This window comes from Paenibacillus oleatilyticus (genome assembly GCF_018998565.1).
GTDB lineage: Bacteria > Bacillota > Bacilli > Paenibacillales > NBRC-103111 > Paenibacillus_G > Paenibacillus_G oleatilyticus.
Genome location: NZ_JAHNZO010000009.1, coordinates 18,024 through 42,816 on the forward strand (window position 1 = coordinate 18,024; position 24,793 = coordinate 42,816).

Below are 24,793 nucleotides of genomic sequence, written 5' to 3' on the forward strand. Positions count from 1 at the left end.
CCTTTGTCTGCGGGAAATACCCGCTGTTAAGCGGCTTCAATCAAAATTTCCCGCTGACAACAGCGACCGGAAGTAGATACCCCACCCCCTCGTACATCTCTATTACCTCAATTTCACCACTTTCTCAACAGCTCGAGGAGGAGAAAATCCTCCCCCTCGCTCATGAAAATTCCCTCCCTAGGAAATTCGACACGGTTCGCTATACTTGGAAATAGGAAGATCAACTCACGTATACGCAGAGAATCTTACAGGGGAGGACGAAGTCCGTGAATACAAAAGGCTATGTAAAGCTCGGATTGGCGATGGCACTGGCTTCATCGGCGCTGGCAGGATGCGGCGGCGGCGAACAAACGAAAGCCGGATCCGAAAGCGGAGGCGGGGCAAGCGGTCAACCGGTCAAGCTGAAATTTTGGACCAATGCGCGGCATGATGCCGACTTGATGAAAACGAAGCTGGACGAGTTCAATCAAAAGTTTAAAGGCAAGATCGAAGTCGAATCCCAGATCATGACGGACAACTACGAGCAAGCGCTGCAAACGGCGATTCAAGCGGACGAGGCGCCGGACATTTTCAACGCCAAAATGAAGCTCAAGTTAGAAGATTTGGTAAAAATGAAAGCGATTCAACCGCTCGACGAATTTTTGACGCCGGAAGTAAAGTCCCGCTTTGGCGACAACCTGCTGAAGGTCGACCGGCAAAACTCGCTGGACGGCAAAACCTACAGCCTTCCGAACTACGGCACAACCTGGCGACTGGTTTATAACAAAGACCTGTTCGCCAAAGCCGGCCTGAGCGAGCCGCCGAAGTCAATGGCGGAGCTTGTGGACTATGCGAAAAAAATTACTGAAGCCGGCAAAGCGGACAACGTATACGGCTTCGCGTTAAACATGAAGACGCCTGCCGCAGCCTTCGAGCGCGGACTGCTGCCGATGGTTCGTCTCGACGGCAAAGACTACTACGACTGGAAAAACGGGAAGTACGATTTCGAAGTGCTGAAGCCTTACGTCCAAGCGCTGAAGCAAATCGTCGATAACAAAAGCATTCTTCCGGGCTACGAATCGCTGGACATCGACCCGCTGCGCAACCAGTTTGCGGCAGGCAAAATCGGCATGTACTTCTCGCTATCCGCCGAGCCGGGCGTGTACGATACGCAGTTCCCGACCAAAGTCAACTGGGGCGTAGCACAGGTGCCGACGCTCGACGGCGGAGCGCCGAAGGGCGCGAACTATATCAACGGCGGCGCATCCTGGTTATACATGTCCGGGAAAAGCAAGCACAAAAAAGAAGCCTGGGAGCTGCTGAACTTCCTCTACAGCGACGACGTGCTCGTTCCTTACTACGAGCAGGGCAAAGGCATCAGCGTCGTGCCCAGCGTTCTCGCCAAAGCGAAAGAGCCGACGCTCAAAAACTTCAAGGAATTCGCGCCGAAGGACGATGTCATGTGGCCGGCCTATCCCGTACACAAAATTGAAGGCAAGCCGTGGCAGAACGTCATCTCCGAGACGATTCTCGGCTTGACACCGCTTGACAAAGGGATCGAAGATCTGAACAAGCGTTACAACGACGGCTTGAACAACGAAGAAAAGGCCGGTAACATGAAGCGGATCGTCGAGCCGAATTTCGACCCGCGCAGCCAAATTAAAAAATAAAGTTCTCGTTGCATAAACGACCGGGCAGCAGGTGGCTCTCCTATATGGGTATCCGGGAGTCGCCTGCTCTCTTTTTGCCAAAAACCGCTTTTGGAAGGAGCTGATTTGCGTGCCGCTCAAAAAAAGATTGAAGGAATATACGGGACCTTATGTCATGGTTCTGCCAACAGTCGTCCTCCTGCTGTTGTTTGCCATCTATCCTCTGGCATGGGCTTTCAAATATATGTTCTATGACTATGACGGCTTTTCGGATGCGACCTTCATCGGGCTCGAAAACTTTGTCCGGCTGTTCACGCGCGACTCGCAGTACTGGCATTCGGTCTGGAACACGCTGGTGTTTACGGCCGGGAAGCTCGTCATTACTTTGCCGCTTTCTCTTATCCTAGCTTTTATTCTGAACAACAAGCTGTTCGGCAAAAATACGATGCGCGCCATCATTTTCATGCCGACCATCATCAGTACGGCCGTCATCTCGCTCGTCTTCTACCTGATGTTCAACTCGTACAACGGGATTATTAACAAAATGCTGATGTCGATCGGACTAGTCGATCAACCGATCGAATGGCTCGGCGTCAAGTATTCGATGCTCACCGCCATTCTCGTCGCCATCTGGGGCGCGGTCGGGAACTACATGGTGCTGTTTCTCGCAGGCCTGCAGGGCATCTCGAACGATTTGTACGAAAGCGCGGCCATCGACGGCGCGAATAAGGTCCAGCAGTTCTGGTACGTCACGATTCCGCTCCTGGGGCCGGTCATGCAGATCATCGTCATGCTGGCGATTGTCAACACGCTCAAGAGCTACGAAAGCATCATGGTCTTGACGGCCGGAGGTCCCGGCGGAAAAACGGAAGTCATGTACTTGTACATCTACAAGCTGTTCTTCCCGGTATCCGAAGGGGATGCGGTCGTGCAGCAGTACGGGTATGGCGCTGCCGTAGGCTTCGTCTCCGCACTAATCGTCGGTCTGCTTACGTCGGCTTACTTATATATCTCGCGCAAATCCAGTCAGGCGCATTAAGGAAGGAGGAACCGTATCATGAGCACAATCGCCGCCAAAAAGGGCGCTTCCGTACGCGTCGGCCCGCTGCTGGCCTGGACGATCGTCTGGATCTTTCTGCTGAGCATCGTCATCGCGATATTGTATCCGGTCGTCTTTACGTTATTCGGCTCGTTTAAGTCGAATTTCGAGCTGCTGAACAGCACGAGCATATGGCCGAAGGAATGGCATTGGAAAAACTACGCCGAGGCGTGGGAGCGGGCCAACTTCGCGAAATATACGTGGAACAGCTTGTTTATCTCTATCGCGTCCACGGTCATCAATATCATCGTCTGCTCGATGGGCGCTTATGCGCTTGGCCGGCGGATGTTTCCGGGACGCGGCCTCATCATGGGCGTTCTTGCGGTCACGATGTTCATCACGATCGGGGCCATTACGTACCGTCCGCTCTACGACATGATGCGCGAGGTGCATTTGCACAAGTCGCTGTGGAGCATCGTGCTGATCTTCGTCGGCACGCACCTGTCCTTTAATATTTTTCTGCTTGAACGGTTCGTACGCTCCATCCCGAAAGACTTGGATGAGGCGGCAACAATCGACGGCTGCGGATTTTTCGGGATCTATTGGCGCATTATTTTGCCGCTGCTTACGCCGGGCCTCGGCGTCGTCGGGCTGTTCACGTTCCGCGAGTCGTGGAACCAATACGTGCTCCCGCTTATTTTTACGATGACGAACCCCGACTTGCGGCCGCTGACGGTCGGCGTCATCTCGCTGAAGTACTCCGCCAACGCTGCGGCGGAGTGGCACTTGATGCTGTCCGGCTCGATGGTATCAATGCTCCCGATTCTGGTCGTCTACTTCCTGATGAACAAGTCGTTCATCGCGGGCATGACCAGCGGCTCCGTCAAAGGATAAGCCCGAGGGCTGCGCAAAGAAGCCTGCATCAGCAACGATGCAGGCCTCAGAGTGTTGAGAAAGTGGTCAAACGGGAGTATAGAGGTAACGAAGGGGTGGGGTATCCACTTCCGACCACTGCTCCACCCCGCAAAGTGAAGTTGAATCGGGGAAGCTTAGTCCGATTACTTTGCGGGGACCCCGGGTCTTCGGGAAATTTGATTGGAAGCCGCTTACTAGCGGACATTTCCCGAAGACAAAGGCGGCCGCTATCGCTTCTCCAGTGGATACCCCACCTCCGTTTGTTTCTCTATTTTTGCTTAGACCACTTTCTCAACAAGCTCAAGCCTGCATCCGGTTAGCGGTGCAGGCCTTTTTGCGCTTTTGTAAGTTATAACGAACAATGGAACATCATTACTTCAACTGCTTGATGATTTCCAAGTGCTGGTCGTTCGCTCTTTTCAACTCGTTGTTGAAATTGTCTCTCAGGAAGTTCAATTGATCTCGCAGCGCCTCGATTCGCTGTTGGGCCGACCCTTTGGCATGGATCTGCGTGATCAGCGTCTGAACATTCGTCAGCTGCTTGTTCAGCTCGGCCTTGGCCGCCTCCGCCGCCTTGGAATAATCGCCTGCCAGCGAATTCAGCCTATTCGAAATATCCGTCTGCTTCGTCTCGGCTTCCTTCAGCGCTTTGTTATATTCCGCCTGGCTGGAGTAGGTTCCCGGGTTATCCTTGCGGATTTGGGCAATTTGGTCCTCCAACTGCTTTTTGTTCTGATTGTAATTATCCCGGATCGAATTCACGAGCTTCTCGTGACGCTCATTCTCAAGCTTGACTCTGTCCGGCTGCGCCGAAGGATTCGTATTCGGGAGCGTCGTGTTGCCGTTGCCCATATCGACTTTGCGGATCAGGACGTCATTGGAAAATTCGCTGACGGACAGCAAGGTGCCTTTTTTGTCATAATGAGAGATGATGCCGTTCATCATATTGTTCTTAAAATCCCCGACCAGCTTCTCGCCCTTGGTCGTCGTATAGGTTCCTTTGCCTTCGCGCCGTCCGTCGAAGAAATCGCCTTCGTATACGTCGCCGTTTTTGTAGATGAGCTTGCCGGCTCCGCTCGGCTTGTCGTTATCGAAAGGACCGGTATATTTGTCGCCGTTGTCGTAGTACAGTGTACCTTTTTCCCGCTCGCCGACCGAGAAGGTGCCGTCGAATAGCAGTGAGCCTGTGGAAGAGTACTGCTTGCCGGAGCCGGTGCGCACCCCGTTTCTTAAATTGCCGTCGAATTCCAGCTGGCCATTCTCGTAGTAGCTCTTGAGGTGACCGTCTCCGGGGAGCCCGTTCGACATCGTGCCTTCGAACAGCAGCTTGCCGCCCAGGTTGTACAGCTTGCCCCGTCCTTCGGGATACCCGTTCACCATCTGGCCGGTATATCTGTCCCCGTTCGGGTAGGTGTAGTCTCCTTTGTCGGGCTTGGTCGTGTCCGTGCCGCCGCCCGGTTTGGTCCCGGAGTCTCCGCCGCCAGGCTTGGAGCCGCCGCCTGGGGTCCCGCCGGAATTTCCGGGCCCTGTCGAATCCGCCGGGCTTTTTATATGTACCGACATGCTTTTTCCATCCCATGTCACTTCTTTGCCGCTTGCTTCGCTGACGAACCGCAGCGGGACGAACGTATTGCCCTCGACCAGGCGGGGCGCAAGCTCAAGCTCGTTCAGCCGGTCGTTGATATAAGCGTCCACGTCGTCGATAACCAGCTTAATGGAGAGGTCGTCCTTCGTGCCGGTCACGGTTTGCGTAGCCTCGTCCCAGCCAACCGTGAGCCCTATTTTTTCAAAAATCGGCCGGAATTGAACCAGCGTCGTTCCATTTTCCAAAATGGGCTGAACTTCGAATTTGATGGGCTTGCCGTCCAGATACACGCGCACCTGCGGATCGGCTGCGCCTGCCAAGCCCGGTGCCGCAAGCGCCGTCCACAGCAAACAGGCCGGCAGCATGGCGTACCATTTGTTCATACAGAATTTCCCTCCTATTCGTCCTATACTTTTCCATTTTACAATATTCTACAGGGTGTGTCGAAAAAAATTAATTCGCCGCCGCTGGTGGTAAAGAAAAATAAATCGTGCTAGAAAACGCTGACAAACTGTAGTAGAATAGATCGAGTATTTACAAAGTGCATATGGAATAAGGCATACCTGTCTGAAAAGCGGGGACGCAAAGCCATGGGTCTGCCCTTCCCGAACGGGAAGAACGATCGCCAGGTTGCCACTGTTGTGACATTCCGCCACTTCAACGCCAACCATAGAAGCCGCGCGCGCCGCTGCGGTTTTTTTCGTGCGTTCGGGACCGACACAGATAAACTAGAGGGGGTCCGTTTTATGAGCAAGTGTCCGTTTCACACCATTGCCCGTTGGTTTGGGAAAGGCGGCGGTACCGCACCGGAGGGACATGTTTCGTTATTGCAGCAGGACAAGCTGAACGGGGTTGAGGTCACCTGTAAAGTGAACGATGCGGAGCTGGAGGCGCAGCTCAAAATGATCGCTTTGTCCGAAGAGGATCTGCGCATTCTGGCCATGTTTAAGCCTATGATCGAGGGGCGGATCGGCGAGATTGTCGATTCGTTTTACAAAGCCGTGCTGCAAGTGGACAAGCTGGACCGGATTATACGGGACAATTCGACCGTCGAACGGCTGACCCGGACGATGAAGACGCATTTGACCGAGCTGCTCGATGGCAAAATGGACCGGGCGTTTATAGAAAAGAGAACGAAAATCGCCCTGATTCACGAGCGGATCGGACTGGAACCAAAGTGGTATTTAAGCGCTTTCCAAAATCTGCAGAATGGATTTATCGACGCTGTCGTCAGCCAAGTTCAGCACAAAGACGACATGGTGGCGATTAACCGGGTGTTGACCAAGCTGTTCAACTTCGAGCAGCAGCTCGTGCTGGAAGCGTACGAAAAAGAAAATTTGCGCCAGCGGGAGCTGCAGCATGAAAAATACCGGAACGATCTGCGCATGTTAAGCGAGGAGCTCGCCGCGCTGACGCAGGAAAACAACGCGGCGGTCGAGACGTTAATCTCGACGAGCAGCGACGTGAAAGAAGCCTTTGCCTCGATGGCGGAGCAGTCGAGATCGAGCCAGGAGATGGCCGGCACAGGGCAGGAGCAAATTCAGGCGCTGGAAGCGAAAATTGTCGTCATTCATGAGCGCGCCGATCATATGCAGCAGTCCGCTGCGCAGCTGAACGAGCTGTCGTCGCAGATCAAGGATATCGTCACGATCGTACAAGACATTGCGGCGCAGACCAATCTGCTTTCCCTGAATGCAGCTATTGAGGCGGCCAGGGCCGGCGAGCACGGAAGAGGATTCTCGATTGTCGCCGGCGAGGTGCGCAAATTGTCCGACGATACGAAGAAGACGCTGACGCGCATTGCGGATATCGTCACCGAATCGGATAAGTGCAACGATCGGGTCGTACGTTCCATTCACGAGGTGCGTCAAGTTGTGGAAACGAGCCGTACGGAAGCGCTGGAAGCGCGGAGGGTGTTCAGCGAAATCGTACATTCGATGCAAACGAATATCGATCAGACAGATGAGATCGGCTGTGAGATGGACCGGCTGGTACATACGATAGGCGAAATAGGCAGTGCGGTAAGCCGGGTGGCATCGACCGCGGAGACGCTGCGGGATAAAGCGTAAAAAAAGGCTGGTGCATAACGGGCGGAAAAGGCGATAATGTCTATAGACAAACCGAAAGGAATGAGCTGACGAAAATGAACGTGAATATCATCGGAAGCCGGATGACGCACAGCAAAGAGAGCGGCTACGTGGGCCATGTCGAGTTTCAATATGAAGGCCATGAAGCGCCGTATGAAATTACGCTGCATAGCAGAAATGCGAAGGATTGGAGCTACAGCCTGATTTTTTCTAAAGAATCGGGATCGGAAGAGGACATTCTTGCGGTAGAAGAAAGGCTGGAAGAAGACGACGATTTCTACGATCTGCTCGTGAACGCGGCGCTGCAAAGCTTGCCCCGTCAAGAAGGATAGCCGTTGGCAGTTTGTTCAATAATTCGCCTTTTAATTCCGCGCAAATCCTATTGACGAAACGTTTACAAATGGGTATGATGTGACTGTAACCGAATACAAATTGGCGTGTTACCGATAAAAGGGCATGAGCCAGGAAAAGACTAAGTTCAAAGGTCTTTTTTTGGCTCTTTTTTGTTTGCCGTCAGCTCGGAACGTAAGGAAAGGTGGTGGGTTAGGCTATGCAAGCGAATCGTCTGCTTCGAATCGAGCGGGTCATCAGCAATAATGTGCTTATGGTGTTGGATTCGGATTCCGGGAAGGAGTACGTGCTGCTGGGCAAGGGCATCGGATTTTCCTCTAAAGGAAGCGGGACGATCGAGGCCAAAGACCCCCGTATTGAAAAACGATTTCGGCTGGACGACCGCGATCAGATGAGCGAGTATCACACGCTGCTGGAAGGAATCGACCCCGAGGTGATCCGAATCTCCGAGCGGATCATCGACAGCATTACCGGGCAATTTTCCGAGCCGCTGAACAACAAGGTGTACTTCGCGCTGCCAAGCCATATTCAGTTCGCGGTATACCGGCTCAAGAACGGGATGGATATCGTCAATCCGTTCCTGCAGGAAACGCTGCTGTGGTTTCCCAAGGAGTACGAAATTGCGCGAAGTGCGGCGGCCATGATCAGCGAGGCGTTCGACATCGAAATCCCGGAGGACGAAATCGGATTTTTGACCTTTCACGTCCACTCGGCGGTTACCAGCGTTCCGGTCGGAGAGCTGGTGAAGTTTTCCAATCTGGTGAATGAAGCGGTCGCAGTAGTTGAAAGCGAACTGGGCGTTCCCGTTCCGCGGGACAGCATGGATTATGTCCGGCTTATCACGCATTTGCGTCATGCGATCGAACGGATTGCCCATGGCAAAGTCGTTCGCAACCCGTTTATGAACGAATTCAAAACCCAATACCCGGAGGAATACCGGCTGGCCGCCGAGCTTGGCTCTCTGATCGGGCAGCGGCTGGAGACGGACGTTCCCGAAGATGAGATCGGCTATATGGTCATGCATTTGTACCGGCTGTTTCAAACGTATCCGGGAGAGCGGTCAACACAACAAGGGAGGAAGTAACAGATGTTCTCAAAATGGCTATCGAACAAGTCGAAGACGAACCGGCTGGAAATCGCGTCTCCGATAACGGGCAAGGCGGTAGAGCTCGAACAGGTTCCCGACGAAGCGTTCGCGGGCAAGCATATGGGCGAAGGAGTTGCCATCGAGCCGACGGAAGGCAAGCTGGTCGCTCCGTTCGACGGCACGGTCGCGCATCGGATCGACACGAATCACGCGTTGATTCTGGAGCATGAGTCGGGCGTTCAGCTCCTGGTTCATATCGGGATCAATACGGTGGCGCTGCGTGGCGAAGGCTTTACGTCCCACGTATCGACGGGCGACAAGGTGACGGCCGGCCAGACGCTGATCGAATTCGATATTGAGCGTATTCAGGAAGCGGGCTACCCGCTGATTACCCCGGTTATCATCGCCAACGGCGAAGAAAGCGTGTCGGCCGTGGAATACCGACTGGGACCGGTTCGTGCGGGAGACGCCGGACTGCTGAGCGCGGTTTTAAAAAAATAACATAACCATTTCGAAAGGGTTGAGTGATTATGCTCGCTTCTTTGCAGAAAGTCGGAAAAGCCCTGATGCTTCCCGTCGCCGTTCTTCCGGCGGCCGCCATCCTGATGCGGTTCGGGAATATTGATTACGTCAAAGACTTTCATATGGGGGATAGCGTCGGCGGGTTTTTGAACCAGTATATCGCGCCGTTCCTGAACGCCGGCGGCTCCGCCATATTCGATAACCTGCCGCTGATTTTCGCGGTCGGCATCGCGATTGCTTTCATCGGAGACGCAGTCGCGTCGTTGGCTGCTGTAATCGCTTACTTGGTATTGACCAACGTATTGTCCAAAATTCCCGCGGCTTTCCCGATGCTTGTCGATAAAGACGTGAAGCTGAACATGGGCGTGCTCGGCGGCATTCTCGCAGGGGCGCTGGCATCGTATTTTTATAAAAAGTATCACAATATCAAGCTGCCTGATTGGTTAGGCTTTTTCAGCGGCAAGCGGTTTGTGCCGATCATTACCTCGCTTGCGATGGTGCTGATCGGGATCGTGTTCGGAATTATCTGGGGACCGATTCAGCATGCGCTGGACGAACTCGGACGCTTCATCGTCGGCTTGGGCGGCTTCGGGGCCGCAGGGTATATGCTCGGCAACCGGTTGCTGCTTCCGTTCGGCCTGCATCACGTGCTGAACTCAATCGCCTGGTTCCAGATCGGCGACTTTACGGATGCGACCGGCCAAGTGATTCACGGGGACTTGTACCGCTTCTTCAAAGGCGACAAGTCGGCCGGGATGTTCATGACGGGATTCTTCCCGATGATGATGTTCGCGCTCCCGGCTGCCGCGCTCGCGATGGTGCATACGGCGAAGCCGGAAAAGCGCAAAATCGTAGCGTCCATGCTGTTCGGAACGGCATTCGCCTCGTTCCTGACCGGAATTACGGAGCCGCTGGAATTCGCCTTCATGTTCCTCGCTCCTGCTTTGTATGCCGTACACGCCGTACTGGCCGGGGTAGCCGGTTATGTCACGTATGCGCTTGGCATTAAGCACGGCTTCGGGTTCTCGGCAGGCTTCATCGACTATGCGCTTAACTACCCGCTGGCAACGAAGCCGCTCTTGATTATCCCGATCGGTCTTGCGTTTGCGGTCGTCTATTACTTCATGTTCCGCATCCTGATCGTGAAGCTGAATCTGAAGACGCCGGGGCGGGAGGACGACGACATCGTCGAGGCTGCTGCCGTAGAAACGGGAGCGGCGTCTGCGGGCAAAACGCCGGTCTCTCAAAAGGCAGGCCAAGTCCTGGCTTCCATCGGCGGCGCCGACAATATCGTAGGATTGGACGCCTGCATTACCCGGCTTCGGCTGGTTGTGAAGGACGAAGCGGCGGTTGACGACAAAGCGCTGAAGGGGCTGGGCGCCTCCGGCGTCATGCGGCTCGGTCAAGGCGCGGTGCAGGTTATTTTCGGACCGCAATCCGAGCAGTTGAAAGACGAGATTAAGAAGATCATGTAGATTTGCCTGCTGCAGGCAATCATTCAGATAGAGAAATATAAACTATACGGAACAAGGAGTGCAGAGCGATGCAAAACGACTATATTGTTCAAAACCTGTTGGGACTTCACGTACGTCCCGCCAAAAAAATTGTGGAGGCGGCCGGACGCTATAAGGAATGCAACATCTTTTTGGAAAAGTCGGGTAAGCGCGTCAGCGCAAAAAGCCTGGTAAACGTGCTCACCATCGGCGCCAAGCACGGAGACACGGTCACGCTCATTACCGAGGGGGAGCAGGAAGAAGCGGCGCAGGAGGAGATCGGCCGCATTCTGGCCGAATATTCCGAAGCGCCGGCCCGGAAGGAGGGGTAACCGTGCGGCTGCAGGGAATTGCCGCGGCGCCGGGGATTGCGATCGGCGTCGCGAAAGTGATGCGGGAGGAGCAGCGGCCGGAGCGGCTTCCAATCCGGGCGGAAGAGACGGACACCGAGCTGGAACGGCTGGCTGAGGCGATCCGCCGGGCGGACGAGGAGCTGCAGGAGATCGGCCGGGACTTGACGGACCGGGGCCGGGAGCAGGAAGCGGAAATTTTTGAAGGCCACCGGCTGTTCCTTCAGGATGAAGAGCTGATCGGCAAGGCTCAGACGATGATCCGCGAGGAGCGAATCTGCGCGGAAGCGGCGCTGGACGAAGCGATGCAGGAGACCGTCGCGCTGCTGGAAAGCCTGGACGACGAATATTTGCGGGAGAGAGCTGCGGATATCCGCGACGTGACGCGCCGTGTGATCCGCAAGCTGCTCCATGCTGACGAGCCTTTGGATACGCGCTTGACGGATGAGCCCTTCATTCTGATCGCGGATGAGCTGACGCCTTCGCAGACGGCCCAGCTTGATCCGAAAGCGACGGCGGGCTTCGTCACTGCTTCCGGCGGCAAGACGTCGCATTCCGCCATATTGGCCCGCTCGCTCGGCATTCCGGCGATCGTCGGCTTGGGCGAGAGCCTGTTCCAGGTGCAGGACGGCCAGCGGATTGTCGTCGACGGCCGCGAAGGCGTCGTGCTCGTCGCTCCGGCAGAGGAGCAGCTTGTTGCCTACCGCCAAAAAGCAAGCGAGCAGCAGGCGTTGGCCGAACGGTACCGCGCGTTTGTAGACTGCCCGTCTGTGACGCTGGACGGCGCGAGCGTCGAGCTCGTCGCCAACATCGGCTCGCCGGCCGATGCGGAAGCGGCCGCGCACGGCGGGGCCGAAGGCGTAGGGCTGTTCCGCACGGAGTTTCTATACATGGGCCGCGATTCGCTGCCGACGGAGGAAGAGCAGTACGAAGCGTATGCGGCGGCGGCCCGGGCCTTCGGACCGGAGGCGCCGATCGTGATCCGCACGATGGATATCGGCGGGGACAAGGAGCTGCCGCTGCTGGAGCTGCCGAAGGAAGAGAACCCGTTCCTCGGCTACCGGGCGATCCGCATTTGCCTGGACCGGCCGGAGCTGTTCAAGACGCAGCTTCGCGCCATTTTGCGGGCCAGCGCAGAGGCGAACGTCAAGATCATGTTCCCGATGATCGCTTCGCTTCGCGAATGGAGACGGGCCAAGGCTGTTCTGGAGGAAGCCAAAACGGAGCTGCGGGCCGAAGGCCGGGCGTTCCGGGACGATCTGGAGACGGGCATCATGATCGAGGTACCGGGAGCGGCGCTGATGGCGGACCGGTTGGCCAAGGAAGTCGATTTCTTCAGCATCGGGACCAACGATCTCGTGCAGTATACGATGGCGGCCGACCGGATGAATCCGAAGCTGGCGCAATTGAACGATCCGCTTCAGCCTGCGGTGCTGCGTTTGATCGATCAGGTCATCCGCGCGGCGGCGCGGGAAGGCAAATGGGTCGGGATGTGCGGGGAAATGGCGGGGCAGCCGCACGCGGTGCCGATTTTGCTCGGCATGGGGCTGCACGAGTTCAGCATGAGCGGCGTCCATGTGGCGCGTACGCGGGCGCTTATCGCGAAGCTGGACCGGAGCGAGATGGGCCAGCTGGCGGAAGCGGTACTTGAGCTGAGCGATCCGGACGAAGTTCGAAGCGAGATCGAATCGCAGCTTCCTTGGCTGCGCGAGTACTTATAGAAGTTAAAGCACGGCGCAGAGGCGTAGGAGCCCGCGCCGTGCTTTTTTTCTGGAACGAACTGTAAACTTGACGGTGCCTTTTGCGAACATTACAATAGGTAGTGTGAGGTGCTTTCATGAAAATACATTCATTCAAAACGAACGAAAGCGGATTAAACCGCTTTTTCGGACCTCTGGAAGCGAAAATCATGCATATCCTGTGGAACGGTCCGGAGATGGCGATCAAAGACGTGCAGGCGAGGCTGGTCAAGGAGCAGGCAATCAATTTCAACACGGTGATGACGGTCATGAACCGGCTGGTGGACAAGGGCGTGCTGCGCAAAAGAGCGGAAGGGCGCGTTTCCTTATTCCAGCCTACCCAATCGCTGGAGCAGTTTCTCGAAACCCAATCCAAAGAGCTGACGAACGATTTGCTTGAAGAATTCGGACCGCTTGTCGTGAACCATATGCTGGACGCCTTGGAAGAAGCGGACCCGGCGCTTATTGAGCAGCTGGAGCAAAAAATTCAAGCTCTGAAAAAGGAAAGATAGCCTATGTGGGAAAAACGTTCCAGGACCCTCTTCCTTACGGGCCTTGGGTTGTCGGCCCTGATCATGTCCCAAATTATCGCGTATGCGCTGCATTTGCTGTTCGGCTTGGAACTCAAGCATAACCTGATCCAATTTTGCGCCACTACGGCGAGCATTTACGGCCTGGACGGGCTGGTGTACGCCTTCGACATTGTCGTACTCTACACTCTGCTGCTGACCGTCGGACTCATCGTCCAGCAGCAATGGGCGTCGTGGCGCACGTTCCGGCGCTTGCAAAGCAAACGGGACGAACGGATGACGGCGGAATTGAACGAGCAGTACGGCAGCGGCGGCGAGCCGATTCTGGTCGTCGCGTGCGAGGAGCCGCGGGCGTTTACGATGAACCTGCTGAACCCGAAAGTCGTTTTATCGACAGGGTTGATCCGGCTGCTGGATGCAAAGGAGCTGGAGGCGGTCATCCATCATGAAATGTATCACCGGAAGCACGGCGATCCGCTCAAAACGTTCGTGCTGTCCCTCTGCTCGTCGGTCATGGGATACGTCCCGCTGCTCCGCTGGGTGCACCAGAAATACCGGACCGTTCGCGAGGTGCTCGCGGACAACTATGCCATCGAACAGCTCGGTTCGTCCGTAGAGATCGGCAGCGCCTTGCTGAAGCTCCTGAAGCATAGAAAGTCGGAGACGATGGTGTTTTCCTACGTCTCGTTCGCAGACAACTCGATCAACTGCCGCATTCAGTTAATTTTGGACCCGCAATACGAGATTCCGTTCAAATTGCCGCTGAAGCTGACCATGATTTCTTTCCATGCGGTGCTTTTGCTTGGCGCGATGTTTTTCTTCGCCACCCTCTAATCGTGCAGTAAAGAACCGCTGCGCAGGCGGATTATTTTACCGGCCGGCGCATTTTTTTGCGGTCGGACACTACAATAAGTAGTGTGCCGTGATTAGGAGGTGACGCGGATCGAATGAAGCAGGGCGGATGAAGGGAGCGGTTGGTCCTCGAGTCAGCCTGAAATCAGAATTTAATTCAAGGAGGAATAGGTGAAATGACCATGTTTTCTGAACTGGGAGCTTTAATTGTACGTATCGTCTTGGGCGTGACTTTTCTTTTGCACGGGCTGCAAAAATTTCAATCGGGGATTGAAAAAGCCGCAGGCTTCTTTCAAAGCGTCGGGTTGCCCGGTTTTCTGGCCTATGCGGTCGGCGGCATCGAACTGATCGGCGGCATTTGCATGATTCTCGGTCTGGGCGTGCGCGTATTTGGCGCATTGTTTTCGATCATTATGCTTGGCGCGATCCTGACCGTCAAGCTGCCGCAGGGCTTTGTCGGCGGGTATGAGCTGGATCTTGCGCTGTTCGCCATGTCCCTGCACCTGCTGATCAGCGGGAACCGTGTGCTGGCGGTGGACAGCTTGTTCCGCAAGCGAAGCACGGAGGGGGCGAGCGCCTAGCGCGCTTTCGCGATTGTGCAGCATATGGGCCATATACGAGGGCTGTCTCAAAAAAGTAGAGCGATTTACTTGAGAGACAGCCTTTTTTCTATAGCTGTGCAGAACCGTTCTGTTATGTCGAGCGGATGGATAGAGAAGATGTTGACAACAACTTAACCCGCATAATAATATTACTTTGCGTAAAAATTTTATTTTACGGAGGCTCGATATGATGGAAATTTCAAAGGGAGTAGAAATGCTTCATCTCGATTTTCATGGGAATATGATTCACCCCATTCTTTTGTGGGATCGAGAAATGGCTGTTTTAATTGACACAGGATTCCCAGGGCAAATTGAAGATTTACGCGCGGCCATGGAAAAGGCAGAAGTGTCGTTCGACAAACTAAAAGTTGTGATTTTAACGCATCAGGATGTGGATCATATAGGCAGTCTTCCCGACATTTTGCAGGAGTGCGGTCATCATGTTAAAGTTTATGCGCACGAACTGGATAAGCCGTATATTCAGGGGGAGCTACCCCTTTTAAAAGACGGTCATCTTGAAAATCCCCCGAAAGGCAGAGTAGACGATACCTTGAGTGACGGCCAGGAGCTGCCGTTTTGCGGCGGGATTCGCGTCATCCATACTCCCGGGCATACTCCCGGTCATATCAGCCTTTATTTAAGGCAAAGCAAGACTCTCATTGCCGGGGATTCGATGTACAGTGTAAACGGGATTCTCGGGGGAATTCATGTCCCGACGACACCGGATATGAATACAGCTCGTCTTTCTTTAAAAAAGTATTTGGACCTCGACATTGCATCCGTGGTTTGTTATCACGGGGGAATAAGCAATGTAAATGTTAAGGATCAGATAGTAGGTCTTTGCCAAAACAGCTGATTCAGCCAAAGAAACGGTCCGCCAGCGGAAGCTCCCCGATGAAATAAGTGCCGCCCGCTTCGTAGGTTTCTCCTGCGGCGGCGGTATAACGATCGAATACTTGCGGATACAGCTTCTGCATGCTCGCGTCGCGGTGCTGCAGCCAAACGATCGAGCCGGCGGCTCTGCGTCCCGGCATGCCCTGCCTGAACGCGTTGGCGATGTCGTGAATCGTCATCGCGACCATCGTATCAGGCTCTCCGTTCGTTCCGGCGCTGTTATGCACGTAGGCATAGCTCGACGATTGATCGTTTTCCGTCAGGTCTGTCGTACTGCCATCCGTAGCGACGGCGTCATACGACCTCCCGCAGCCGGTGAGAAGCTTGGCCGCGAACGAACCGGGCACGGGGAACATCATGCCGTAGCCTGTCGAAATCGTAACCGGACGAAGCCATTTGACCTTCGATTTGACCGATACGCCGCTTGCCGAAGCCGTATGCACGCAATCGATCTCGGCAAGCGGATTGCCGGGATCAGAGGGGTGTCTGCCGAGCATGCGCTGTACGATTTTTACCGATTTGACGGGTCGGAAGGACGTCTCCGGAGTCCAATCGACAATCTCCGTATCATCGAAATAGATGCGCTGGGCAACGGCGTAGACGGTGCCGACGTTGACATGCTCGGGCAGCCACTGCGTCGGGAGGGCGGAGCCCGCAGGCGTAACAGAGAAGGCAAATTCCTTGTTGCTCCAGGAATGCAGCACGTCAAATTGCTTGCTTGCGTGGACTGCGCCGGATGGGGGATTTACCGGGGTCATGACCGATACGGACCCGTTCATCAGCTTGATGAAATCGTCATTCAGATCTTTGGCGAACGCGTAATGGGCGCACCGCTTTCCCTTAAACGGAATGAGCACTTCCAGGGCGCGGTTTCCGGAAACTTTCGCGTAAAGCGTGGCCGCCGTTTCGTTATGCTCCCGAAGCAGCCGGACGAAGTCGACTTGCGGCGGATAAGCAGCGCCTTCTTGCAGCGGGGAATCCGCGGGAGGATTGGTGTAAACGCTTTCGAAAACGCTGGCGCCAGCCCCGGCACCGCTTACGTTTGGCCGGAGCAGAGTTCCGCAAGCAAGCGTCGCGCCCGCCATACCAATGGAAGCGAGCAGCGTTCTCCTTGTCAGACGTTTTCCGCGAATGGGGTTCTTCGTTCCGGCGTTTTCCGGAACATCGGGTTTCACCCATTTTTCCATAGACATCGCTCCTTTTCTTAACGTTATCATACCAGCCCTGCTTGTCTTTTTCTTTGCCCGATTATTCGGGAAATTTGCACTTCAGCATCGGTGGTAGCGCAATACTGGTTCGGGATCGAACGCTGTCGATCCGGATTGGAGTATGGTATAGTTGGAACGTAGGGGGCATAGGAGCAGCGCCGGAAAAAGAAGTCGAACTACATCATTATAGGAGACTTACTCAAATCATGGAAAAGAAAAACGTACATTTCGGCGGCGTGCTGGCCGGCATTTTGGTGGATCAGGTCACTTCGTTCGTCTCTTCGCTGCTGATCGGCACGATCTACATCACGTCCAACCATATCAGTCCGAGCGAAATTTCCAAGGTGTATGCGAATACGCCGATTTTGGCGATTTACCTGCTTGTCGGCTTGTTCTGCACGGGGCTCGGCGGGTATGTAGCGGCTTCGGTGGCGAAGCGGGATGCCTATTTCCACGCTTCGATTATCGGCGTCGTGGGAGCCGCGATCGGCTTTTATTATTCCTTCGCCAACGCCGAGGTTCCCTTATGGTATCATCTCATCGGCTTCGTGGCCGTCATTCCCGCCGCCTTGCTGGGAGGTCATGCCGCTTTCGTGAAAAGACGGCGGGCCAACCCGGACAAGCCGTCCGGCAGCGGAGCGAAGCCGGGTTGACCGGCTGAGTGTTGAGGAACCTTAGAAGTAGAAAAACTCAGACAAATAGAGGTGGGGTATATCCCGTAAGAGTTTACGTCCGCCTTGAAACCCGTGAAAATACCGCAAATTCTAATCAAGTTCACGGGTAGATAGGGGGTCCCCGGAAAGAGATTGGAATAAGCTTCCAAGTGGTTGCTTCACTTTCTGGGGGAGGGCAGCGGCTGGAGGGATATACCCAACCGGTGTATGCGGGGAATTTCTCTAAGCGAAGCTGGTCTCTAAACAAGCTCAGCCCGTCCGAATGACGAATCGGACGGGCTTTTGCCGTGCGCGCTAGCTTTGTGCCGAGACGGTCTGATGTCCGGGCGAGGCTGCGGACGGGTGCAGCATTTTGCCGCTTTTCCAACGGCGGAGAACGAGAAAGCCGCGTAAATATTCGTCGGCGATCATCGACGCATAAATTCCGGCCAAGCCCCACTCGAGCCGAATGCCGAGGAAGTAGGAAAACGGCGTTGCGAGCAGCCAGAGCGAGAATACTCCGGTAATCATAATGAACCGGGTATCGCCGACTCCCGTTAAGGCGCTGCCCATAGCCATATTGATCATTTTCCCCGGCTGCAGCAGCAGGTTCAAGCCGAGCAGCGCAACTCCGAGCGCCACAATCTCCGTATCAACGGTGAACAGGGACAGCGCCTTGCTGCCGAATACGTACAGCAGCAGCGCATTGGTCATGACGACCGCAAGTCCCGTCCACATTCCCCGATAAGCGGCGCGGTAAGCCTCCTGTGCCCGTCCGGCCCCGAAAAGATGGGCGATCTGAATTTGCAAAGCCATGGCGACGGAATAGCCGAGCGTGAAGCAAAACGACTCCATCGTGTTCATATAGGTCCGCGCCGCCAATTCCTTGGCCCCGAGCATTGCAATGAACGAAAACAGAATCAGCTGCGAGAATACCCACGAAGCCGAGTGCACGCCCATGGGCCAGCCGATCTGCATCGTTTCGCGGAACAAAGGGCGGTCGAACTGCAATAGATCTTTCCAGCCGACCCTGCGCTCGAAAGAGTGCACGAACAGGAAGGCGAGCACGATCGTGGCCAGCAGACGGCTGACCAGGGTCGAGACGGCTACGCCGGCCAGCCCCCATTGCGGGAAGCCGAGGGCGCCGTAAATAAAGGCGTAGTTCAGCACGACGTGAATGACGTTCATCCCGATCGCGATATACATCGGACCGCGCGTGTTCCCCGTATTGCGAATCGCCGTGCTGAGAGCGGCCATGGCGGCGGTCAGCGTCATGCCTCCGCCGACGATGGAGATGTACGTATCGGCCATCGGCAGCAGCGCGGCCGGGACTTGCAGCAGCGCTGCGATATCGCGGGCAAAAACATAGAGCGCAAGGCTGAGCAGAGCTCCGATCACGATTGATATATTGACTGACATGATGGCGACCGTCCGCGCGTCTTCCGGCTTGCGGGCCCCGAGCTTCTGCGCGATCAGCACGCCGGCCCCGTTGGCGACGGTCATAAACAAGATCGTGACGGCGGCAAACAATTGCGTGGAAATGCCCACGACGGCAACGGCGCCGTCCGATATACGGCTGACCATCAGCGTGTCCGCCGTACCCAGCAAAAACTGCAAAAACATTTCAATAAAAATGGGCCAGGCGAGCGCCCATAGCGTAAACTTTTTGTCGTCATTCATGTTCCGTATCCTCCTGATGCCGTATTCCCATATCACATTATAGAGCGTATACTTGAAAGCATGTATCAGTATCCGAACTAAAAATATCAATTTATAAACCTGACTTTATATGATGTGAAGGTGAAAGCGATGCCAATTCTGGAATTTACATCCCCGCCGCTTCCTCACTATTTGGCCAGCGGTTTCTGCGTCATTGCGCCCGGGCGCAAGCATCCGAACCGGCACAACATCGGCGTGTTTGATCTGCTCGTCGTGCAGGAAGGCTGCATCTATATCATGGAAGGCGGCGTTTACTACGAAGTTACGGCTGGCCATGCGATCATTCTCCGGCCTGACCGGCACCATTATTCGCCGCAGGGATGCACGACGGACACGGCGCATTATTGGCTTCATTTCAACACGACGGGCGCATGGAGAGAGACGGAAGAGGAAGCCCCGCAGCTGCCGTCCGTTTCGATGGAGGAAAAAAGTTTCACGATGCAAACCTTCGCGATTCAGCTCCCCCAGTTCACCAAGCTGCTGAAGCCGACGTCCGTCTACCGGACGCTGCAGCAGCTCGGCGAGCTGGAGAAGGAGTCGCACCGCAACTGGGCGCGCTGGAAGCATCAGCAGCTGTTTCAGCAGGTGCTGGAGCAGCTTAACGCTTCGCTGCAAGCGGAAACGCCACCGCCCGGAGCGGAAGTGGCGGATCAGGCGGCGTCCTACTTGCGCCAGCATTTCAAGCAGCCGGTGACTGCGCAGAGCTTGGGGGAGGCGCTTAATTTTCACCCGGTATATATCGCGCGCTGCATGCAGCGGGAGTTCGGCTGCTCGCCCTTCGAGTATTTGCTGCGTTACCGGTTGGAGCAGGCCAAGCTGCTGCTGCTGCAAACCGACTTCCCGGTCGCCCGGGTGGCCGAAGAGGTCGGCTTCAACCAAGCGGCCTACTTTACGTCCTGCTTCGTTAAAGTGGAAGGCCTGACTCCGCGCGCTTACCGCAAGCGCTTTTCCCATGCCTGACCGGATCGGTGTTGCCGGAACAAAGGGGAGCGGAGTGGATGCAGGGAGCGTACATCCGCACGTTTCGTGATAAAGCCGTTTCTTCTTCGGAGGAGACGGCTTTTTGCTGCTCGCGGCATTGTTTTGTTTGAGCTCGGGAGCTTGGAAAAACGATTGGGGACGCCGATGCAAACGGGATGAACGATTGCTCCAGCCTATGATAGCGATAGGGAATTCGTAATTGATGGCTCGGACTACCCTCCCTATAATGAAAATCGTTAACCGTCATACGGAGACCGAACGATGGAATCGAAAGGGGGGCAAGCGATGCGGCATTTGCAAAATCAAGACCCTGCGGTGGCCGAAGCCATCCGAAAGGAGTTCGTCCGGCAGCGGGACCATATCGAGCTGATCGCTTCCGAGAACTTCGTCAGCCCGGCTGTGTTAAAGGCGATGGGGACGGTGCTGACCAACAAATACGCCGAAGGCTATCCCGGCAAACGGTATTACGGCGGCTGCGAGTATGTGGACATGGCCGAATCGCTCGCTATCCGGCGGGCGATGGAGCTGTTCAGAGCGGAGCACGCCAATGTGCAGCCGCATTCCGGTGCGCAGGCCAATATGGCGGTTTACCTGGCAGCCGTCCGCCCCGGCGATACGATTCTCGGAATGAATCTCGCGCACGGCGGCCATCTTACGCACGGAAGTCCGGTGAACGCCTCCGGCCAGATGTACCGGTTCGTACCTTACGGCGTGAACGAAAAGACGCACCGGCTCGATTACGACGAAGTGCGGAACTTGGCGCTCAAGCACAAGCCGCGGATGTTGGTTGTCGGCGCGAGCGCTTATCCGCGGATCATCGATTTCGAACGGCTGGCGCAAATTGCCGCCGAGGTCGGAGCTTTATTCCTGGCGGATATGGCGCATATCGCCGGTCCTGTCGCCGCAGGATTGCACCCGAGCCCGGTGCCACATGCGCACTTCGTCACGACGACGACGCACAAAACGCTGCGCGGGCCGCGCGGGGGCATCATTTTATGCCGCAAATCGTGGGCGGCCCAGATCGATAAGGCGGTCTTCCCGGCGACGCAAGGGGGGCCGCTGATGCATATGATCGCCGCCAAGGCGGTGGCGTTGGGCGAAGCGGCGCAGCCGGACTTCGCCGAGTATACCGCGCGCGTGCTGACGAACGCGAAAGCGTTGGCCGCCGGCCTGCTTGTGCAGGGGTTGGATGTGTTGACCGGCGGAACGGACAATCACCTGCTGCTGCTCGATCTGCGCAGCATCAAGATGACCGGCGTCGATGCGCAGGAGCTGCTCGACAGTGTCGGCATTACAGTGAACAAAAATGCGATTCCTTTCGATACGGCTAGTCCTATGGTCACCAGCGGCATCCGGATCGGGACCCCGGCGGTCACGACGCGGGGCATGGGACCGTCGGAGATGGCCGAGCTTGCGGGCGTGATCGGTGCGGTGCTCAAGCACCCGGACCATGCCGGAGTCCGTGGGCAGGCACGCCGCAAGGTGAAGGAATTGACGGCGGCTTTTCCGCTCTATGACGACATCGATTGAAGAAAGAAGGGAATGCCATGGAGTTAGCGGCGCTTGAAACGAAGGAAAGCGCGCTGTTTCCGACCTATGCGCGGTATCCTCTGACCTTCGTCCGCGGCGAAGGCTCGCGGCTGTGGGATGATCGGGGGAACGTGTATTTGGATTTTATGTCGGGACTTGCCGTATGCAACCTGGGGCATGTTCCCCCACAAGTCAAGCAGAGCGTGGAGGAGCAACTGGGGCGTTTGTGGCACGTAAGCAATTTGTTTCAAAGTCCTCAGCAGGAGACGCTGGCGAAGCTGCTGGCGGATCATAGCTGTACGGACCTCGCGTTCTTCTGCAACAGCGGCGCAGAGGCGAACGAAGCGGCCATCAAGCTGGCCAGGCGCTATGCCCAGCGGGTGCAGGGTAAGCAGCGGTACGAGATCGTGACGTTCGAGAAGTCGTTCCACGGCCGGACGTTAGCCACGCTGACGGCGACCGGACAGGACAAGGTGAAGGACGGCTTCTACCCGCTTCCTGAAGGGTTTGCCTATGCGCGGTATAACGATATCGAGTCGGTGGAGGCGTGCATCAACGAGCGGACCGCAGCGGTCATGCTGGAACTCGTGCAGGGTGAAAGCGGCGTGCATCCCGCTAATCCGGCATTTGTGCGCGAGCTGGCCCTGTTGTGCCAAGAACGGGAATTGCTGCTGATCGTCGACGAAGTGCAGACGGGGATGGGGCGGACCGGCAAGCTGTTTGCCTACGAGCACTACGGCATCGAGCCGGATATCGTGACGCTGGCCAAAGGGCTGGCGAGCGGCTTGCCTGTCGGAGCGATGCTGGGGAAACGCAAGCTGCGCGAAGCTTTCACGCCGGGCAGCCACGCCTCCACGTTCGGCGGATCGCCGCTCGCTATGGCGGCCGGCATCGCCACGTTGCGGGCGATGCTGGACGAGCGGCTGCCGGAGCGGGCGGCAGCGGCCGGGCGTTACGCGCTGCGGCGGCTGGTGGCGGAGCTGCAGCAGGCCCCGGCGGTGAAGGCAGTCCGCGGGCTCGGGCTGCTGATCGGCATCGAGCTGGACCGGCCGGTCGAGCCGTTCATCCGCGAGCTACAGCATAAGGGCTTGCTGGTGCTGCCGGGAGGGCCTTACGTGATCCGGTTTATGCCGAATTTGTACGTGGCCCACGATGAAATCGACCAGGCGGTGGAACGGCTTACGCATGTCCTTTTCCAAGCTTCGGACAAGTAGTTTCCGCGGACGGGCGCCAAGGTGTTTGATGGTCTGCCGTTGCGGGAGGGGTTACCCGGGGCTTTGGGTTTTGACCGTAGCGATAAGCTGCTCCATAAAAACCCGGCTTGCCGCGCACAAATATTTATTTTTCCGGTAGACGACCCCGATCTGCGTCGTGATCGCGGGATTCGCGATCGGTACGATGCGGATTCGCGGGTCGGCGATATAGTCGAGGTAAGCCTTGGGCAGCACGGTTACGCCGACGCCTTGAGCGACCATATTGATAATCGATTCCATCGTTGTCATCTCCAGCACCGGCTGCGGAGCGAAGTCGAGCGCCCGGCACCGCTCGTCCAGAAGCTGCCGCAAATGATAGTTCCCCGGCAGCAAAATGCTGGGCGTCTCCCGCAACGCCTCGATCGTCACGGAGCGCTCCTGCGTGACGGGATGATTGAGCGGAGCCGCCAGAGCGAGCTCCTGCTTGCATAACGGTATCGTCTCCAGCTCCTCGTGCTCCATCGGCATGAAGACGATGCCGAGATCGAGCTCGTTGTGCAGTAGGCCGCTGTAAATATCGCCGGTGCGGAGGCCCTGAACGGACAGCTTGACGTTCGGATACCGCTCGTGAAACGAGATGACCGTCGGGGGCAGCAAATAATTGACGACCGTCAGCAACGCTCCGATGGTCAGCGATCCGCGCTTCAAGCCCTGCAGCTCGCTGATGGCGGCGCGGGCCTGCGACAGCTCGTGGAACACGCTGTAGCTGTGGCTGAGCAAAATTTTGCCCGCCTCGGTAATGATCGTTTTCTTGCCGACGCGGTCGAATAAGGGCGAGCCGATTTCGTGCTCAAGCGTGCGGATTTGCTGGCTGAGCGACGGTTGGGCGATGCCGAGCTTGTCTGCGGCACGCGTAAAATGCAGCTCCTGGCATACGGCCATGAAATATTCCAATTGTCTGAGCTCCAAGGGGCATTCCTCCGGGATGATGTCGAATTTATTATCGCTTAATCATAGATTTTGACGATCATTATATAGTAAACGATAGGAAAAAGGAAGGGCAGGTTGATGTTCCGTGAAGCTTCATTTCATTCAGCATGTGCCGTTTGAAACGCTCGGCCTTATTGAAGCATGGGCCCGGGAGAAGGGCCATACGGTTACGGGAACGAAGGTATACGAGCAGGCTTCGTTTCCCGCGCTTGGCGATTTCGATCTGGCCGTCGTATTGGGCGGTCCGATGGGCGTTTACGACGAGCGCCTGTATCCGTGGCTGAGCGCAGAGAAGGCGTGGATCGCCGCCGCGATCCGGCAGAAGAAATCGCTGCTCGGCATCTGCCTGGGTGCCCAATTGATCGCGGAGGCGATCGGAGGCAAGATTCGCCAGAACTACTACCGGGAAATCGGCTGGTTCCCGGTCGAGCTGACCGAGGCGGTGAAGCAAAGCCCGGCGTTCCGGGGCTTTCCTGAGCGGTTTGTCCCGTTTCATTGGCACGGGGATACGTTTGAGCTGCCGGATCGGGCGGTACGCACCGCTAGCAGCAAGGGCTGTCGAAATCAGGCATTCGTGTACGAAGACCATGTGGTCGGTTTGCAGTTTCATCTGGAGATGGACGAAGCGGGAATCGGCCGGATGCTGAAGCACGGCAAGGACGATTTGATGCAAGGCCCCTACGTGCAGAAGCCGGAGGAGATGGCGGACCGCACGGAGCTGGTGGACGCGTCGAAAACGATTTTGTACACGCTGCTGGATGCAATGGAAAGGCGCTGTTCGGAGACGGAGCGTAGGTTGTACGCTTCCGGCAAGGGACAGGTTTACCGGACGATCGGAGACTAGA

At 56.1% G+C, this 24,793-nt stretch carries 23 protein-coding genes and 1 riboswitch; of the genes, 19 read left to right on the forward strand and 4 right to left on the reverse strand.

Features of this window, described 5'->3' with window-relative positions; translation table 11 throughout:
* Positions 1 to 266: 266 nt before the first annotated feature.
* From KQX66_RS13380 to KQX66_RS13390, 3 genes are all read left to right on the forward strand, one after another.
* The gene (locus KQX66_RS13380; RefSeq protein WP_216793137.1) at positions 267 to 1,649 is read left to right on the forward strand and encodes an ABC transporter substrate-binding protein; all 1,383 of its coding nucleotides are present in this window, start codon (positions 267 to 269) and stop codon (positions 1,647 to 1,649) included.
* A gap of 109 nt (positions 1,650 to 1,758) precedes the next feature.
* Positions 1,759 to 2,667: a carbohydrate ABC transporter permease gene (locus KQX66_RS13385; RefSeq protein WP_308647235.1), complete on the forward strand. Its 909-nt coding sequence runs from the start codon at positions 1,759 to 1,761 to the stop codon at positions 2,665 to 2,667.
* A gap of 18 nt (positions 2,668 to 2,685) precedes the next feature.
* Positions 2,686 to 3,561: a carbohydrate ABC transporter permease gene (locus tag KQX66_RS13390; protein WP_216793139.1), complete on the forward strand. Its 876-nt coding sequence runs from the start codon at positions 2,686 to 2,688 to the stop codon at positions 3,559 to 3,561.
* Positions 3,562 to 3,954: 393 nt separating this feature from the next.
* On the opposite strand, the gene KQX66_RS13395 is transcribed toward KQX66_RS13390, so the two are convergent.
* Positions 3,955 to 5,550 carry a stalk domain-containing protein gene (locus KQX66_RS13395; protein WP_216793141.1) on the reverse strand — a complete coding sequence of 532 codons (1,596 nt, stop codon included), beginning with the start codon at positions 5,548 to 5,550 and terminating at the stop codon, positions 3,955 to 3,957.
* Between the two features lie 163 nt (positions 5,551 to 5,713).
* Positions 5,714 to 5,805: riboswitch (cyclic di-GMP riboswitch) on the forward strand.
* Between the two features lie 108 nt (positions 5,806 to 5,913).
* On the opposite strand from KQX66_RS13395, the gene KQX66_RS13400 reads away from it, so the two are divergent.
* From KQX66_RS13400 to KQX66_RS13450, 11 genes are all read left to right on the forward strand, one after another.
* On the forward strand, positions 5,914 to 7,236 hold the full coding sequence (locus KQX66_RS13400) for a globin-coupled sensor protein (protein WP_216793142.1): 1,323 nt from the start codon (positions 5,914 to 5,916) through the stop codon (positions 7,234 to 7,236).
* Between the two features lie 74 nt (positions 7,237 to 7,310).
* Complete coding sequence (locus KQX66_RS13405; RefSeq protein ID WP_216793144.1) at positions 7,311 to 7,586, forward strand: hypothetical protein; 276 nt, start codon at positions 7,311 to 7,313, stop codon at positions 7,584 to 7,586.
* A gap of 218 nt (positions 7,587 to 7,804) precedes the next feature.
* On the forward strand, positions 7,805 to 8,689 hold the full coding sequence (locus tag KQX66_RS13410; protein WP_216793147.1) for a BglG family transcription antiterminator: 885 nt from the start codon (positions 7,805 to 7,807) through the stop codon (positions 8,687 to 8,689).
* Between the two features lie 3 nt (positions 8,690 to 8,692).
* Positions 8,693 to 9,193, forward strand: coding sequence for a PTS sugar transporter subunit IIA (locus KQX66_RS13415; protein WP_216793148.1), 501 nt, complete (start codon positions 8,693 to 8,695; stop codon positions 9,191 to 9,193).
* A gap of 29 nt (positions 9,194 to 9,222) precedes the next feature.
* Positions 9,223 to 10,689, forward strand: a complete 1,467-nt coding sequence (locus KQX66_RS13420; protein WP_216793150.1) for a PTS transporter subunit EIIC — start codon at positions 9,223 to 9,225, stop codon at positions 10,687 to 10,689.
* 68 nt (positions 10,690 to 10,757) lie between these two features.
* Positions 10,758 to 11,039 carry an HPr family phosphocarrier protein gene (locus tag KQX66_RS13425; RefSeq protein ID WP_010492478.1) on the forward strand — a complete coding sequence of 94 codons (282 nt, stop codon included), beginning with the start codon at positions 10,758 to 10,760 and terminating at the stop codon, positions 11,037 to 11,039.
* 2 nt (positions 11,040 to 11,041) lie between these two features.
* Entirely contained in the window at positions 11,042 to 12,778 is a 1,737-nt protein-coding gene (gene ptsP, locus KQX66_RS13430) for a phosphoenolpyruvate--protein phosphotransferase (protein WP_216793152.1), read from the forward strand.
* Positions 12,779 to 12,894: 116 nt separating this feature from the next.
* The gene (locus KQX66_RS13435) at positions 12,895 to 13,308 is read left to right on the forward strand and encodes a BlaI/MecI/CopY family transcriptional regulator (protein ID WP_216793154.1); all 414 of its coding nucleotides are present in this window, start codon (positions 12,895 to 12,897) and stop codon (positions 13,306 to 13,308) included.
* A gap of 3 nt (positions 13,309 to 13,311) precedes the next feature.
* Positions 13,312 to 14,160 carry a M56 family metallopeptidase gene (locus KQX66_RS13440; protein WP_216793156.1) on the forward strand — a complete coding sequence of 283 codons (849 nt, stop codon included), beginning with the start codon at positions 13,312 to 13,314 and terminating at the stop codon, positions 14,158 to 14,160.
* 194 nt (positions 14,161 to 14,354) lie between these two features.
* Positions 14,355 to 14,759 carry a DoxX family protein gene (locus tag KQX66_RS13445; protein ID WP_216793159.1) on the forward strand — a complete coding sequence of 135 codons (405 nt, stop codon included), beginning with the start codon at positions 14,355 to 14,357 and terminating at the stop codon, positions 14,757 to 14,759.
* A 211-nt stretch (positions 14,760 to 14,970) separates the two neighbouring features.
* The gene (locus KQX66_RS13450) at positions 14,971 to 15,636 is read left to right on the forward strand and encodes an MBL fold metallo-hydrolase (protein ID WP_216793544.1); all 666 of its coding nucleotides are present in this window, start codon (positions 14,971 to 14,973) and stop codon (positions 15,634 to 15,636) included.
* A gap of 1 nt (position 15,637) precedes the next feature.
* Here the strand turns inward: KQX66_RS13450 and KQX66_RS13455 are convergent, their stop codons facing one another.
* Complete coding sequence (locus KQX66_RS13455) at positions 15,638 to 16,861, reverse strand: hypothetical protein (protein ID WP_216793161.1); 1,224 nt, start codon at positions 16,859 to 16,861, stop codon at positions 15,638 to 15,640.
* A 227-nt stretch (positions 16,862 to 17,088) separates the two neighbouring features.
* Between KQX66_RS13455 and KQX66_RS13460 the strand changes: the two genes are divergently transcribed.
* A complete protein-coding gene (locus KQX66_RS13460) occupies positions 17,089 to 17,535 on the forward strand; it encodes a hypothetical protein (protein WP_216793164.1) in 447 nt (148 codons plus the stop codon).
* Between the two features lie 315 nt (positions 17,536 to 17,850).
* Here KQX66_RS13460 and KQX66_RS13465 read toward each other — a convergent pair whose 3' ends face one another.
* Entirely contained in the window at positions 17,851 to 19,215 is a 1,365-nt protein-coding gene (locus tag KQX66_RS13465; protein ID WP_216793166.1) for an MATE family efflux transporter, read from the reverse strand.
* Between the two features lie 129 nt (positions 19,216 to 19,344).
* Here KQX66_RS13465 and KQX66_RS13470 point away from each other — a divergent pair, with 129 nt between their 5' ends.
* The 3 genes from KQX66_RS13470 (at position 19,345) to argD (ending at position 22,979) form a co-directional block, all read left to right on the forward strand.
* Positions 19,345 to 20,214: a helix-turn-helix transcriptional regulator gene (locus KQX66_RS13470; protein ID WP_216793168.1), complete on the forward strand. Its 870-nt coding sequence runs from the start codon at positions 19,345 to 19,347 to the stop codon at positions 20,212 to 20,214.
* A gap of 306 nt (positions 20,215 to 20,520) precedes the next feature.
* The gene (gene glyA / locus KQX66_RS13475) at positions 20,521 to 21,765 is read left to right on the forward strand and encodes a serine hydroxymethyltransferase (protein ID WP_216793546.1); all 1,245 of its coding nucleotides are present in this window, start codon (positions 20,521 to 20,523) and stop codon (positions 21,763 to 21,765) included.
* A gap of 17 nt (positions 21,766 to 21,782) precedes the next feature.
* Positions 21,783 to 22,979 (forward strand): acetylornithine transaminase, encoded by a 1,197-nt coding sequence (gene argD, locus KQX66_RS13480; protein WP_216793170.1) that lies wholly within the window; start codon positions 21,783 to 21,785, stop codon positions 22,977 to 22,979.
* A gap of 51 nt (positions 22,980 to 23,030) precedes the next feature.
* Here argD and KQX66_RS13485 read toward each other — a convergent pair whose 3' ends face one another.
* Entirely contained in the window at positions 23,031 to 23,927 is an 897-nt protein-coding gene (locus KQX66_RS13485; RefSeq protein WP_216793172.1) for a LysR family transcriptional regulator, read from the reverse strand.
* A gap of 106 nt (positions 23,928 to 24,033) precedes the next feature.
* Here KQX66_RS13485 and KQX66_RS13490 point away from each other — a divergent pair, with 106 nt between their 5' ends.
* Positions 24,034 to 24,792, forward strand: a complete 759-nt coding sequence (locus KQX66_RS13490; protein ID WP_216793174.1) for a type 1 glutamine amidotransferase — start codon at positions 24,034 to 24,036, stop codon at positions 24,790 to 24,792.
* Position 24,793 lies beyond the last annotated feature (1 nt).

Bases quoted from the DNA above. Each gene is read 5' to 3' on its own strand.
- KQX66_RS13390 (WP_216793139.1), top strand. From the start codon at position 2,686: ATGAGCACAATCGCCGCCAAAAAGGGCGCTTCCGTACGCGTCGGCCCG.
- KQX66_RS13395 (WP_216793141.1), bottom strand. From the start codon at position 5,550: ATGAACAAATGGTACGCCATGCTGCCGGCCTGTTTGCTGTGGACGGCG.
- KQX66_RS13400 (WP_216793142.1), top strand. From the start codon at position 5,914: ATGAGCAAGTGTCCGTTTCACACCATTGCCCGTTGGTTTGGGAAAGGC.
- KQX66_RS13405 (WP_216793144.1), top strand. From the start codon at position 7,311: ATGAACGTGAATATCATCGGAAGCCGGATGACGCACAGCAAAGAGAGC.
- KQX66_RS13410 (WP_216793147.1), top strand. From the start codon at position 7,805: ATGCAAGCGAATCGTCTGCTTCGAATCGAGCGGGTCATCAGCAATAAT.
- KQX66_RS13415 (WP_216793148.1), top strand. From the start codon at position 8,693: ATGTTCTCAAAATGGCTATCGAACAAGTCGAAGACGAACCGGCTGGAA.
- KQX66_RS13420 (WP_216793150.1), top strand. From the start codon at position 9,223: ATGCTCGCTTCTTTGCAGAAAGTCGGAAAAGCCCTGATGCTTCCCGTC.
- KQX66_RS13425 (WP_010492478.1), top strand. From the start codon at position 10,758: ATGCAAAACGACTATATTGTTCAAAACCTGTTGGGACTTCACGTACGT.
- KQX66_RS13435 (WP_216793154.1), top strand. From the start codon at position 12,895: ATGAAAATACATTCATTCAAAACGAACGAAAGCGGATTAAACCGCTTT.
- KQX66_RS13440 (WP_216793156.1), top strand. From the start codon at position 13,312: ATGTGGGAAAAACGTTCCAGGACCCTCTTCCTTACGGGCCTTGGGTTG.
- KQX66_RS13445 (WP_216793159.1), top strand. From the start codon at position 14,355: ATGACCATGTTTTCTGAACTGGGAGCTTTAATTGTACGTATCGTCTTG.
- KQX66_RS13450 (WP_216793544.1), top strand. From the start codon at position 14,971: ATGGAAATTTCAAAGGGAGTAGAAATGCTTCATCTCGATTTTCATGGG.
- KQX66_RS13455 (WP_216793161.1), bottom strand. From the start codon at position 16,861: ATGGAAAAATGGGTGAAACCCGATGTTCCGGAAAACGCCGGAACGAAG.
- KQX66_RS13460 (WP_216793164.1), top strand. From the start codon at position 17,089: ATGGAAAAGAAAAACGTACATTTCGGCGGCGTGCTGGCCGGCATTTTG.
- KQX66_RS13465 (WP_216793166.1), bottom strand. From the start codon at position 19,215: ATGAATGACGACAAAAAGTTTACGCTATGGGCGCTCGCCTGGCCCATT.
- KQX66_RS13470 (WP_216793168.1), top strand. From the start codon at position 19,345: ATGCCAATTCTGGAATTTACATCCCCGCCGCTTCCTCACTATTTGGCC.
- glyA (WP_216793546.1), top strand. From the start codon at position 20,521: ATGCGGCATTTGCAAAATCAAGACCCTGCGGTGGCCGAAGCCATCCGA.
- argD (WP_216793170.1), top strand. From the start codon at position 21,783: ATGGAGTTAGCGGCGCTTGAAACGAAGGAAAGCGCGCTGTTTCCGACC.